The organism is Sinorhizobium arboris LMG 14919 (genome assembly GCF_000427465.1).
GTDB classification, from domain to species: Bacteria; Pseudomonadota; Alphaproteobacteria; order Rhizobiales; family Rhizobiaceae; genus Sinorhizobium; species Sinorhizobium arboris.
On the sequence record NZ_ATYB01000014.1, the window covers coordinates 1,870,735 to 1,883,210 of the forward strand.

Sequence of the window (12,476 nt, forward strand, 5' to 3'; positions counted from 1 at the left end):
CGGACGTCGTGGCAAGGTGAGCCATGGCGCGTGGACATGCGCATTGTCGCCCTTATAGGAGAACAGGAAACCGATGGCAGACCGCATTATCGTCTACTGGCGCGATATCCCCGCGCAAGTCATCATCAAGCAGGGCCGCAAGACCGCCAAGCGCGAACTCTCGCTGCGCTTCACCGAAGCGATCGACATGTGCGCCATGCGTACCGGCGCCGCCGAGACCGACGACTATCTTGCCGAATGGCGCAAGGCCGATCCCGTACCCGTCTCCGACGACATCGAGGCGGAGGCCGACAAGGCGGCGGCCGAACTCGAAGCTGCCTATGACCGGGAGCGGCTCGTCGCACTCGTCAAGGCCGGAGGCCGGGACCATGCCTGATCCGAAGGTCGTGACCGGCAACGCCCGGTCAGCAAGCAAGGCGGCGACGGGCGCCTATACGCCTCAGGGCGTGTCACCCAGCCGCCGTTCGCGTCACAAGTATACGGTGCGCCTGTGGGCCGTGCGCAATTCGCGTTTCTTCGAATGGTTCTACAATCGCTTTGCCGACATCTTTCTGCTGCTGCATCCGCTGTGGAACGCAATCGGCTACAACCGGGTTGAAAGGCCCGTGACCTTCGTCGAGCGCCACGTCAAGGGCTTCCTGTTCGACTGTCGCATGTGCGGCCAGTGCGCGCTGTCCTCTACCGGCATGTCCTGCCCCATGAACTGTCCGAAGCAGCTCAGGAACGGTCCCTGCGGTGGCGTGCGGGCAAACGGCAATTGCGAGGTGGAGCCGGACATGCCCTGCGTGTGGGTACAGGCGTGGAAGGGGTCGCAGAATATGGTGAAGGGCGACGCGATCATGAACGTGCAGAAGCCGGTCAACCAGTCGCTGCGCGAAACCTCGTCCTGGTTGCGGGTGACGGCCGAAGCCGCGGCCGCTCGCGAATCGGCGAAGAAGGAAGGCCAGCAGCAATGAGCCCGGACATCAATCCTTTCGATCCGGGCGCACCGCTCGATCCCTTGCCCGGCCATTCCTCTCGCGGGCGGTTGGAGCGTGTGCTGCGCCGCGGCGAGTTCGCGGTGACGGCCGAGCTCAATCCGCCCGACAGTGCCGATCCCCACGATGTCTACGAGCGCGCGGCAATCTTCGACGGGTGGGTGGATGGCATCAATGCGGTCGACGCATCCGGCGCCAACTGCCACATGTCCTCCGTCGGCATCTGCGCGCTCCTGACGCGCATGGGCTATGCGCCAATCATGCAGATCGCCTGCCGGGACAAGAACCGCATCGCGATCCAGGGGGACGTACTCGGCGCCTCGGCCATGGGCGTCCAGAACATCATGTGCCTGACCGGCGACGGAGTGCAGGCGGGCGATCAGCCCGGGGCCAAGCCGGTGTTCGATCTCGACTGCATGTCGCTGCTCGAGACAGTGCGCATCATGCGCGACAATTCCAAGTTCCTTTCGGGCCGCAAGCTGACGACGCCACCCCAGGTATTCCTCGGAGCGGCAATCAACCCCTTCGCCCCGCCCTATGATTTCCGCCCCTACCGCCTCGCCAAGAAGATCGAGGCCGGCGCACAATTCGTCCAGAGCCAGTATTGCTTCGACATTCCGATGTTCCGTGAATACATGAAGAAGGTGCGCGATCTCGGTCTTCACGAGAAGTGCTATATCCTGGTCGGCGTCGGGCCGATGGCTTCTGCCAAGACCGCCCGCTGGATCCGCTCCAACGTTCCGGGCATCCACATTCCGGACAGCATCATCCAACGGCTCGAGGGCGCCCAGGACCAGAAGAAGGAAGGCAAGCGGCTCTGCATCGATATTATGAACGAAGTGAAGGAGATCGAAGGCGTCTCAGGCGTCCACGTCATGGCCTATCGCCAGGAGGAATACGTCGCCGAAATCGTCCATGAATCTGGTGTCCTGAAGGGCCGCAGGCCCTGGAAGCGCGAATCCGCGCCCACCGATGCGCTGGTAGCCGAGCGGCTTGAGCATATCCGCGAAGGCATAGAGGAAAACCAGCAGAAGATGGCCGAGGCCGCCGCGCACCACCCGCATGAGACAAAGCCGTGAATCGACGGCCTTAGCAGAGGAAAACCGGCGCTTCGGCTCGTCCTGCGCCTTACAAACACAGAACGGCCCTATTACATAGGCCAACGCTCAGGATCAGAGGATCTTATATGACCCGCACCATCGTCGCCTCCGCCACCCGCGAGATCATCATCGGCTTCGACCAGCCCTTTTGCGTCATCGGAGAACGCATCAACCCGACCGGCCGTAAGAAGCTCGCCGCGGAGATGATCGAGGGCAACTTCGACACGGTTATCAAGGATGCGCTGGAGCAGGTCGCCGCCGGCGCGACGATGCTCGATGTCAATGCGGGCGTGACAGCGGTCAACCCCAACGAGACCGAACCGCCGCTCCTCGTCAAGACGCTGGAGATCGTTCAGGGCCTCGTCGACGTGCCGCTGTCGATCGACAGTTCGGTTACCGCCGCCATCGAGGCCGGCCTGCGCGTCGCGAAGGGCCGCCCGCTCGTCAACTCGGTGACCGGCGAGGAAGAAAAACTCGAGGCGATTCTGCCGCTCTGCAAGAAATATGATGTGCCGGTGGTGGCGATCTCCAATGACGAGACCGGCATTTCGATGGACCCGGACGTCCGCTTCGCGGTCGCCAAGAAGATCGTCGAGCGCGCCGCCGATTACGGCATCAAGCCGCATGACATCGTCGTCGATCCGCTGGTCATGCCGATCGGCGCGCTGGGATCTGCCGGCCAGCAGGTCTTCGCACTGCTTCGCCGCCTTCGTGAAGAGCTCAAGGTCAACACCACCTGCGGCCTCTCCAACATCTCCTTCGGCCTGCCTCACCGCCATGGCATCAATGCCGGCTTCATCCCCATGGTTATCGGCGCCGGAATGACCTCGGCGATCATGAACCCCTGCCGCCCGCAGGAGATGGAGGCGGTTCGAGCCGCAAACGTGCTTAACGGCACCGATGCCAACTGCACCAACTGGATCATGACCTATCGCGACCACAAACCGGCCGAGGGCGGCCATGCCGTCGCGGCTGCAGCGGCACCGGCGGGTGCCGGCGGGCGGCGCGGCGGACGCGCGGCGCGAGCCGGCGTCGCGCGGGCGGAGTGAAGATGGCAAAGCACCACTCCTTCGCCAGTGATCTGGCGGCGCTCTGGTTTCAGGCTCCGATGGTCATCGCCGCGCGCACGCAGGCGATGGTGGTGAGCGCGATCACCGGCTCGGCTACCGACTACGTCGAGGCAAGCCGGATGGTGACGGAAAAAATAGCGGCCGTCGCCGAAAGCGCCGTCGCCGCCAATGTCGCCCTGGTGAAGGAAGGAATGGTCGCGGCGGCGGCACTTGCCGCCGGAAAGCCAGGATCTGCCGCCGCGCACAACCGAATAGCGGCGGCGGCTGTTCGGCCCTATGCCAAGCGCGTGCGGGCAAACGCCCGCCGGCTCGCGAAATAATCTGCTGGCGAGACAGAAAATGCTGAACGTGCCATCGAAGGACGAAAAGAACGATCCGCTGGTGCTCTTCATGCCCTCGGGCAAACGCGGCCGGTTCCCGGTCGGGACGCCGATCCTCGACGCCGCACGTTCGCTCGGGGTCTATGTCGAAAGCGTCTGTGGCGGCCGCGCCACCTGCGGCCGTTGCCAGGTTTCCGTCCAGGAAGGCAATTTCGCCAAGCACAAGATCATCTCGTCCAACGACCATATCTCGCCGGTCGGCCCCAAGGAGCAGCGTTACGCCAGCGTACGCGAATTGCCGGACGGGCGGCGACTATCCTGTTCGGCCCAGATTCTCGGTGATCTCGTCATCGACGTGCCGCAGGACACCGTCATTAATGCGCAGGTGGTGCGTAAGGCCGCCACCGACCGCGTCATCGAGCGCAATGCCGCTGTGCAGCTTTGCTATGTCGAGGTCGAAGAGCCGGACATGCATAAGCCGCTCGGCGATCTCGATCGGATGAAGGCCGTCCTGGAGAAGGATTGGGGCTGGAAGGATCTGTTGATCGCACCGCATCTGATCCCCCAGGTTCAGGGCATATTGCGCAAGGGCAATTGGACGGTGACCGCTGCGATCCATCGCGACATGGATTCTTCCCGTCCCTTCATCGTCGGCCTCTGGCCTGGGCTGAAGAACGAGGCCTATGGTGTCGCCTGTGATATTGGATCGACGACGATCGCCATGCATCTCGTGTCGCTGCTCTCGGGACGTATAGCGGCGTCTTCGGGCACCTCGAACCCTCAGATCCGCTTCGGCGAGGATCTGATGAGCCGCGTCTCCTACGTGATGATGAACCCCGAAGGCCGCGAGGCCATGACCAAGGCCGTACGCGGGGCGGTGAATAGCCTTATCGGTAAGGTCTGCTCCGAAGGCGAGGTCGACCGCCACGACATTCTCGACATGGTCGTCGTCGCCAATCCGATCATGCATCACCTTTTCCTCGGGATCGACCCGACGGAGCTCGGGCAGGCGCCGTTCGCGCTGGCCGTCTCCGGCGCCCTGCAATATTGGGCGCACGAAATCGGCATAGACGTCAATCGCGGCGCGCGCCTCTATATGCTCCCATGCATCGCCGGCCATGTCGGAGCGGACGCCGCCGGTGCGACCCTTTCCGAGGGACCGCATCGTCAGGACAAGATGATGCTGCTGGTCGATGTCGGAACGAATGCCGAGATCGTGCTCGGCAACAAGGAGCGCGTCGTCGCGGCGTCATCGCCGACGGGCCCGGCATTCGAGGGCGCCGAGATTTCCTCCGGCCAACGGGCTGCACCGGGGGCGATCGAGCGCGTGCGCATCGATCCCGAGACGTTGGAGCCGCGATTCCGGGTGATCGGCGTCGACAAATGGTCGAACGAAGAAGGTTTCGCCGAGGCCGCCGCAGAAGTCGGCGTCACAGGGATCTGCGGCTCGGCGATCATCGAGGTCGTCGCTGAGATGTACCTCAGCGGGATCATCTCTGAGGACGGCGTCGTCGACGGCGCAATGGCCGCAAAAAGCCCGCGCATCATCCCGAACGGCCGCACCTTCTCCTATCTGCTCCACGACGGCGAACAGCGCATCACCGTGACGCAGAACGATATCAGGGCAATCCAGCTCGCCAAGTCCGCCCTTTATGCGGGCATAAAACTGCTCATGGAGAAGCAGGGTGTCGATCACGTCGACACGATTCGATTTGCCGGCGCCTTCGGCTCCTTCATCGATCCGAAATATGCGATGGTGTTGGGCCTGATTCCGGATTGCGACCTCACCGAAGTGAAAGCGGTCGGCAATGCTGCCGGCACGGGCGCGCTGATGGCGCTCCTCAATCGCGGCCACCGCCGCGAGATCGAGCAAACAGTGAGGAAAATCGAGAAGATAGAGACGGCGCTTGAATCGAAGTTTCAGGAGCATTTCGTCAACGCCATGGCGATGCCGAACAAGGTGGATGCCTTCCCGAAACTTGCTGAAGCGGTTACCCTGCCGGCGCGCAAGGTGCTGGCCGACGACGGTGGCGAAGGAAGCGGACGCCGGCGGCGACGCAGCAGGGAATAGCCCCAGCGGCGGCGCCTCTCCGCCTCTGCCTCATAGGCAGGCTGGCCAGCAGCCCTGTGTCCGACTGAGGAGAATCGATGAAGGACGGCCGCAATCCTGGACAGGTCATCATTCTCAACGGAGCGCCAAGGTCCGGCAAGTCGAGCATAGCCGAGGCAATTCAGGAGACATTCGACGGGCCGTGGATGAGCCTCGGCGTCGACACCTACATGGAGCGGGTGACGCCTCGGCGCTACCTACCGGGTATCGGGCTGCGGCCCGGAGGTGAATTGCCTGAGATCGAAGCTCTCGTCCCACTGTTCTATGCCGCTCTTTACGAATCCATTGCTGCGCATAGCCGCCTTGGCCTCAACGTTGTCGCCGATGTCGGGCATCACGACGCCTATGCCGAACCACGCCATATCCTTCCCGACTGCGCCCGCCGGCTTCTTGGTCTTCCGGTCCTCTTCGTCGGAGTGCGCTGCCGGATCGAAACGATCATGGAGCGGCGCAATCGCGGTCAGCCCGGTCGCGAAGGCCGCTATCTCACCGGTAGTGGGGCGGAACCTGTTCCGCATCAGGTGCTCGCTTGGCAACGAGAGGTGCATCGCCCCGGCATCTACGATCTCGCGGTCGATACATCGTTGGCTACACCAGAGGAATGCGCCGCACTTATCCGCAAGCGGCTCGGATCCGGACCGCGCGCTCCGACGGCATTCCAGAGACTGGCCGCAATGGCCAGGGCTTCGTACCCGGATTAAAGCGCGATGCGAAAAGTGTGTAACGGATTTCCGTCCGGAAGTGCGGTCATTCCACGGCTGAGTGTTTCGATTGTGCCCGCGTGAAATCACGCAGCCGCCTTGTCCACATAGGACGCCAGGAGGCCGCCCCAGCCGCTCTCCGAATCGAAAATGCCCCACATGTCCTTGGCCTTCGCGCCGTAATTTTCAAGGTGCCGATGCTCGAGAGTGACGGTTGTACCACCTTCACCATTCGCCTCGAACAGGACCTCCACCTCGGTGTGGAGGGCGGGATCGTAGTCGAAATCGGCATTGAGCTGCCAATCGAACAGGATTCGGTTCGGTCGGTCGCATGCGATGACCCGGCCCCAGTCGAACTCCTCTCCGGCGTTGCCGATCTCGTACCAGCGGCCACCCGCGACGGGCTCCACCACGACCGTCTTCTGGCCAGACTTGGTGAGGCTGTGGCCCTTGATCCACCAGGTTCCCATTCCGCTGACGAAGATATCGAAAGCCTGTTGCGGTGGTGTACGCACTGTAACGAACTTCCGGACAGGCGCCGTCTCGATCATGTGCATGATGTTATCCTCCTGTGGGATCGCGATAAGTTTACTCTTCGGCACCTCCAGAATGCTCGGCCGCCTCGACCGCCTGTTCGAATGCATCGAGCTGATCGTCCCAGAATCGGTCGAGCCATTTCCGGAGCGGGCCGAGCCCGTTCAGATCGATCGAATAGATTCGCCGCGCACCCGACGGCACGTCGCGAACGAGGCGTGCCTCCTTCAATATCTTCAAATGCTGCGAAATTGCCGGCTGCGAAACCGGCATCGTCCGGGCGATGTCGGCGACCGACCGCCGCCGCTCCGCCACCTTCTCGAAAATTGCACGGCGCGTCGGATCGGCGAGCGCAGCGAAGGCTCTATCTTGATCATAAGTCATAGCTTATTATAAGTGCCAACTTATAATCGTCAACCTCTGCGCATCGCGGGACGCCGCCGGAGGCATAGCCTCCAGCAGTCGCTCATCGATCATTCGTTAGGATCGAACGAAGCCGCTCTCGCATCTTTCTGCGCAGCGTTTACTTCTCGAGTCGTTGGCGTTCCCGAGGGGGGATTGCGGAATTATGCCGCCTGCATCTGCAGCTCGGCGAAGGCAGCGCGAACATGCTCCGCCACCGCCAGAACCGGCGCCGGCGCGTCCTCGATGACCTTGAGGCCGATGTTATAGTGGCCGAGATCCGGCAGTCCGTCACGCTCGCCGAGTTGGATCATCTCGCCCCGCACGAGGTAGCGCGGCAGAGGCGCGATCGCGAGTCCGGCAAGGACGGCGGCGCGCTGCCCGGTCGTATAGGCGCTCAAAAAGGCGATGCGAAACTTGCGGCCGGCGCGCGACAGCTTCTCGACCGCGTCTGCACGCCAGACGCAGCCGTCCTCCCACATGGAAACCGGCAGCGGATCGCGCAGATGCGCATTCCCGCATTTCGCCCCCGCCCAGACCAGTTTCTCCTGCATCAGGATTTCGGCGTCCTTCACAGATTCCTCCGAAAGGCTGTTGAAAACGGCAATGTCCAAGCGGTGCTCGTCGACCCGCTTGCGCATCGCGTTGCTCATGCCGATCGAAACGTCGATCGTCACGTTCGGATAGGTCTCGGCAAAGCGCTTCAACACGTCCGGAAGAATTCGCTCGCCGACGTCCTCCGGCGCCCCAACCCGCACCACACCGTTCATGTCGGGCAACAGGAAGCGGGATACCGTCTCGTTATTGAGCGATAAAAGCCGCCGGGCATAGCCGAGCAGGAGTTCGCCCTTCGGCGTCAGCGACACCGAACGAGCGTCGCGCAGGAACAAAGTGCAGCCGAGCATTTCCTCCAGTTTCTTGATCTGCATCGAAACGGCCGAGGGCGTGCGGTAGACCGTCTCCGCGGCAGTCGTGAAGTTGCCGGTCTCGGCAATGGCGACGAAGGTCTTCAGCACATCCATTTCGAGCAGCGGAAGCGCGTGGCGCATCATCATGTTCATGGCGGCATCCTCTATCAGAAAAACTGAAAGATAGCTTTATTTCATTTCGTTTGATTGAACAGCACGCATGCGCGATAGTCAAGCGCAAGGACGGAGACGTCCCGAACCAGAAGGAAAAGGCTATGTCCGCTCTGACATTGGCAATCGACAATGGCGTCCCCCGCGAAAGGCTGCGTCCAAGCGGCGGAGCAACGGGTCAGGCCTCCCGGTATCCGGACGCAACGGGCCGCAGCCTCGACACCGCCACGGCACGCACCACGGATGAAGGAGACGTCGTTCTGGCGATGCTGATGCATGCCCGGTCACTCATTGAAATGATCGCCGAACGCAGGCGCGCCGGCAATCTTGTCAGGAATCGGGTGGAAACGCGCCGCCAATTGGCGAGACTGCCGACATGGGTCCGCAACGACCTGTTACCCGCGGAACAGCAGCCGTCCCGAGCATCCGATAGAACGGCTGCAGCGGGTGAAATCAATCACGATGTTTGATGAAAAGCATCAAACATATTCGTTTGAATGATCAATCGCGTTGCACCATAACGTCCATGGTCGCGACCTTTTGAGGAACTCAGAAGGAACCAGCAATGTCTATGAACGAGCATTCGTCGCCCGCATCGAGCCAGGGTCTTGCAGCCCTGCCCGGACTCTTCAATCTGCGTGCCCGCGCCTGGGCGGCCTGGAAGCGGCACCGCAACGAACGTGTCCTGGAGAACCTCTCCTATGACACGTTGAAGGATATTGGCTTCCCCTCCGTCGATGATGCGGTGCATAAGACGGAACAATGAATAAAGACTCCAAATGCCATCCTCCCGGCATGACCGAACTATAAGGGCATTCCCGAAACGGAATGCCCTTTTTGTTTCGGTGAGCGCCAAGCTTGCTCCGCCCGCAAGTGCTCCCTACTCGAAAAATCCCTTCGGCGTCTTACCCAGCAGAAAAGGCTCGACAAACGCATGAAGAAGGTCGGTCTGGCCGATGACGGCAGTGTGCGATGTCGCCGGAAGGACAGCGAGGCGCGAGGCGGGCAGCGGTTCGCCCATGTCGCCCATCACCCCCCCGCCGAGCAATCGGAACAGAGCGACCGAATGTTCGAGCGTCGCCACGTCCGCATCGCCGGTGATGATCAGAACCGGGGTCTTCAGCGCCTTGACGTCCGCTTCCCATGCCATCGGCTCCTTCTCAAGCGCGATCAGCTTCCTGACAAGCTCGGGAAACCCGTCGGGATCGGCCGCGAGTTTGCGGTAGTCCTCCGCAAACGGCATGCTGACGAACATTTCGACGGACATCTGGGGAATGAAGGCCCTGAACGCCGGTTGCCAGCCCTCGGCATCATAGGCGACGGAGGCGGCGGCGAGCTTGTTGACCTTTTCCGGATGGCGGATGGCAAGCTGCAGGCCGGCAGCAGCTCCCATGGAGTAACCGAAGACATCGGCCTTCTCGACCTTCACCGCATCCATGAAGGCTGCGACGTCATCGGCCAAATTGGGATAGGTGATCGGCCGGTCGATATCCGTGGTGCGGCCGTGTCCCTGGAACTCGATTGCATAAACCCTATGGCTCTCGGCGAGCTTCGGAATGATCGCGCCCATTGAGGGGATGTTCATGTAGGCGCCGTGCAGCACGATCAAGGGATCGCCCTCGCCCGAGACTTCGTAATACATTTCCATGCCGTTGACCTTGACCCGCTCGCCCACCGGTTCCGATCGGGCTAACGTGGCGCTTGCAATGAGCAGAGCCGTGGTAATCAGTGCAGTGCGGAACATCGATCTTCTCCTCGTTTTCACCCGGCTGAGGCCGGTGTCGATCATAAGACGGGCGAGGCTCGTTTGCCCCGACATGGTTCGCTCAAAATTCTGATTCGGCGTTGTGCTGCCGCTTTCTCGGAGCGATGCCGATGCTCTAGAAGCACTTACGGGAAAAGAACGGTTCTCCCGGAAGTGTCTAGCTGGCGCCGGCGGCAGGTTTTTGCTTTCGTAGAAACGCCCGCAACCGAAGAGCCTTCAAAAGGCTGGTGATTCTCATGAGTGAACAAGATGCGGAACTGCCCGTGATCCACTTTCCGGATGCCAAGGCCTTCGAAAGTTGGGTCGAACAACAGGACCCCGATTGCAAAGGTCTTTGGGTGAAGTTCGCCAAGAAGGCGTCCGGGATCGCAAGCATCACGCCTCGGGAGGCGCTCGATGTTGCGCTCTGTTACGGCTGGATCGACGGTCAGCGTACGGGATCCGACAGCGACTTCTACCTGAACAAATACACGCCGCGTCGTGCGCGCAGCCGATGGTCGCAGGTGAATTGCGCTCGGGCGACTGAATTGATCGCCGAGGGGCGCATGACGCCGCGCGGTCTTGCCGAAGTTGAACGCGCCAGGACCGACGGCCGGTGGGATGCCGCCGCGCCACCCCCGAGCAAGGCGACCGTGCCTGACGATCTTCGCGATGCGCTCGCGCAGAATGCGGGCGCGAAGATGCTGTTCGACCAACTCGACAGCCGAAATCGCTACGCTATCCTTTTCCGCATTCACGACGCGAAGAAGGCCGAGACGCGCGCCGCGCGCATCGAAAAATATGTCGGTATGCTTGCCCGGGGCGAGACGCCCTATCCGCGGCGCAAGGCGCGATAGAGCACCTCCCCGAAGACTATGCGGCGATTCTCAGTCCGGGAATGCATAATTCTGATGAGATCGATCGACCTGCCTCTCAGGCCGCCAGCGGCTCGACCTCGACCGTCACGTGCGAAAGCTCGTGGATATGCTTGAGCTTGCGGCGGTAGCTCGACGGACTTTGCGGATTCTTCGTCACCAGCGAAACGATGGCACCGTGGTGGCCGGGCCCAAGCTGCCACACGTGCAAATCGGTGATCAGATCCCCGTCCCGCTCGATCGCCGCGCGTATTTCGTCCGGCAGGTCCTCGCCCGGCGGGATGTAATCGAGCAGCACGCTGCCGCTGTCCCGTATAAGGCCCAATGACCAGCGGGCAATCACCAGCGCGCCGACAATGCCCATCATCGGATCGAGCCATATCCAGCCATAGACGCTGCCGGCTGCAAGAGCGACGATCGCGAGGACAGAGGTGAGCGCGTCCGCCATCACATGCAGGTAGGCGGCACGCAGGTTGTTGTCCCGGCCGTGGCTTGAGGCGGCATGGTCGCGCTCGTGATGATGATGGCCGTGGTGGTGGTGATGGTGACCGTGGTGGTGATGTGAATGATCCTCGCGAAGCAGCCAGGCACAAGCGAGATTGACCGCAAGGCCGAGCACGGCCACCGAAATGGCCTGCGGGAAACTGATCGCCACCGGATTGGCAAGCCTCAGGAGGCTTTCCCAGCCGATCAGCAGAGCGATCAGGGCAAGTACGATCGCGCTTGAGAAGCCGGCGAGATCGCCGAGCTTGCCCGTACCGAAGGTAAAGCGTGGATTGCGGGCATTGCGCCGGGCATAGAGATAGGCAAGCGCCGCGATCAGCAGCGCCGCGGCGTGTGTCGACATGTGCCAGCCGTCGGCGACCAGGGCCATCGAACCGTAAAATGTACCCGCGGCGATCTCCGCGACCATCATTCCCGCAGTCAGTGCGATGACGAACCAGGTTCGCCTTTCGTTGCGCTGGTGATTGTCGCCGAGGAATACATGGTCATGGCCTGCGGGCGACGGTGGATGGGTCTCGCTCATTTCAGGTATCTCCTGACGATTTCGATCAGTTCGGCAGCGCCCTCTTCGCGCTCGCCTTGAGCTTCGTTACCGGCGACGTGGCCACGAATATGATCTTCGATCAGTTCGATCGTCAGCCCGTTGACCGCACCGCGTACGGAGGCGACAAGGTTGAGAATATCGCCGCAGGGTTGGCTGGCCTCAAGTGCACGCTCGACCGCCTCCATCTGCCCCTTCAGCCGGCGGACGCGGGCGAGCAACTTTGCCTGATCTCTTATGGTGTGGGACATAGCATAGGGGGGTACCCTATTTTGCACATCTGAGCAAGCCGCCACGTCCGCATTGCATCGAACCCGTGCCGGTCCTCAGGCTGCAAGGCGTCCGATGAGCCTTGTCAGATACCGACATTCGAATGCCGCGGAGGCGGAGAGTCGCAATTGGCCAAGTCGCAACCTGGGCGCGCATGCCCAGCCTTTGCGCAGTTTGCCTCATTTCTGCTCGATTGCGTCACCGGCGTCCTGGATATTGTCGCATTTCACACACTCGTGGAACCCCCAC

General features: G+C 61.8%; 16 protein-coding genes. 10 read left to right on the top strand and 6 right to left on the bottom strand.

Features of this window, described 5'->3' with window-relative positions; all coding sequences use genetic code 11:
* Positions 1-73: 73 nt before the first annotated feature.
* The 7 genes from SINAR_RS0120335 to SINAR_RS0120365 all read left to right on the top strand — a co-directional run bounded on the left by SINAR_RS0120335 (position 74) and on the right by SINAR_RS0120365 (position 6,278).
* Entirely contained in the window at positions 74-376 is a 303-nt protein-coding gene (locus SINAR_RS0120335; RefSeq protein ID WP_028000771.1) for a virulence factor, read from the top strand.
* Positions 369-956 (top strand): methylenetetrahydrofolate reductase C-terminal domain-containing protein, encoded by a 588-nt coding sequence (locus SINAR_RS0120340; RefSeq protein ID WP_028000772.1) that lies wholly within the window; start codon positions 369-371, stop codon positions 954-956. The genes SINAR_RS0120335 and SINAR_RS0120340 overlap by 8 nt, the downstream gene beginning before the upstream one ends.
* Positions 953-2,056, top strand: coding sequence for a methylenetetrahydrofolate reductase (locus SINAR_RS0120345; RefSeq protein ID WP_028000773.1), 1,104 nt, complete (start codon positions 953-955; stop codon positions 2,054-2,056). The genes SINAR_RS0120340 and SINAR_RS0120345 overlap by 4 nt, the downstream gene beginning before the upstream one ends.
* A 107-nt stretch (positions 2,057-2,163) precedes the next feature.
* Positions 2,164-3,126, top strand: coding sequence for a methyltetrahydrofolate cobalamin methyltransferase (locus tag SINAR_RS0120350; protein WP_028000774.1), 963 nt, complete (start codon positions 2,164-2,166; stop codon positions 3,124-3,126).
* Positions 3,127-3,128: 2 nt separating this feature from the next.
* The gene (locus tag SINAR_RS0120355) at positions 3,129-3,467 is read left to right on the top strand and encodes a hypothetical protein (RefSeq protein WP_028000775.1); all 339 of its coding nucleotides are present in this window, start codon (positions 3,129-3,131) and stop codon (positions 3,465-3,467) included.
* 19 nt (positions 3,468-3,486) lie between these two features.
* Positions 3,487-5,538, top strand: a complete 2,052-nt coding sequence (locus SINAR_RS0120360; protein ID WP_028000776.1) for an ASKHA domain-containing protein — start codon at positions 3,487-3,489, stop codon at positions 5,536-5,538.
* A 77-nt stretch (positions 5,539-5,615) separates the two neighbouring features.
* Complete coding sequence (locus SINAR_RS0120365) at positions 5,616-6,278, top strand: phosphotransferase-like protein (RefSeq protein WP_028000777.1); 663 nt, start codon at positions 5,616-5,618, stop codon at positions 6,276-6,278.
* 86 nt (positions 6,279-6,364) lie between these two features.
* Here SINAR_RS0120365 and SINAR_RS0120370 read toward each other — a convergent pair whose 3' ends face one another.
* From SINAR_RS0120370 to SINAR_RS0120380, 3 genes are all read right to left on the bottom strand, one after another.
* Positions 6,365-6,835 (bottom strand): SRPBCC family protein, encoded by a 471-nt coding sequence (locus SINAR_RS0120370; RefSeq protein ID WP_028000778.1) that lies wholly within the window; start codon positions 6,833-6,835, stop codon positions 6,365-6,367.
* Between the two features lie 31 nt (positions 6,836-6,866).
* Positions 6,867-7,196, bottom strand: a complete 330-nt coding sequence (locus SINAR_RS0120375) for an ArsR/SmtB family transcription factor (RefSeq protein ID WP_028000779.1) — start codon at positions 7,194-7,196, stop codon at positions 6,867-6,869.
* A gap of 182 nt (positions 7,197-7,378) precedes the next feature.
* Complete coding sequence (locus tag SINAR_RS0120380) at positions 7,379-8,275, bottom strand: LysR substrate-binding domain-containing protein (protein ID WP_028000780.1); 897 nt, start codon at positions 8,273-8,275, stop codon at positions 7,379-7,381.
* Between the two features lie 122 nt (positions 8,276-8,397).
* Between SINAR_RS0120380 and SINAR_RS0120385 the strand changes: the two genes are divergently transcribed.
* Positions 8,398-8,763, top strand: a complete 366-nt coding sequence (locus SINAR_RS0120385) for a hypothetical protein (protein WP_028000781.1) — start codon at positions 8,398-8,400, stop codon at positions 8,761-8,763.
* A 95-nt stretch (positions 8,764-8,858) separates the two neighbouring features.
* Entirely contained in the window at positions 8,859-9,059 is a 201-nt protein-coding gene (locus SINAR_RS0120390) for a hypothetical protein (protein ID WP_028000782.1), read from the top strand.
* 114 nt (positions 9,060-9,173) lie between these two features.
* On the opposite strand, the gene SINAR_RS0120395 is transcribed toward SINAR_RS0120390, so the two are convergent.
* Positions 9,174-10,037, bottom strand: a complete 864-nt coding sequence (locus SINAR_RS0120395; RefSeq protein WP_028000783.1) for an alpha/beta fold hydrolase — start codon at positions 10,035-10,037, stop codon at positions 9,174-9,176.
* A 257-nt stretch (positions 10,038-10,294) separates the two neighbouring features.
* Between SINAR_RS0120395 and SINAR_RS0120400 the strand changes: the two genes are divergently transcribed.
* Positions 10,295-10,894 carry a YdeI/OmpD-associated family protein gene (locus SINAR_RS0120400; RefSeq protein WP_028000784.1) on the top strand — a complete coding sequence of 200 codons (600 nt, stop codon included), beginning with the start codon at positions 10,295-10,297 and terminating at the stop codon, positions 10,892-10,894.
* Positions 10,895-10,970: 76 nt separating this feature from the next.
* Here the strand turns inward: SINAR_RS0120400 and dmeF are convergent, their stop codons facing one another.
* Entirely contained in the window at positions 10,971-11,939 is a 969-nt protein-coding gene (gene dmeF / locus SINAR_RS0120405) for a CDF family Co(II)/Ni(II) efflux transporter DmeF (RefSeq protein WP_028000785.1), read from the bottom strand.
* Complete coding sequence (locus tag SINAR_RS0120410; protein WP_028000786.1) at positions 11,936-12,208, bottom strand: metal/formaldehyde-sensitive transcriptional repressor; 273 nt, start codon at positions 12,206-12,208, stop codon at positions 11,936-11,938. Before SINAR_RS0120410 ends, dmeF begins: the two co-directional genes overlap by 4 nt.
* Positions 12,209-12,476: the final 268 nt, after the last annotated feature.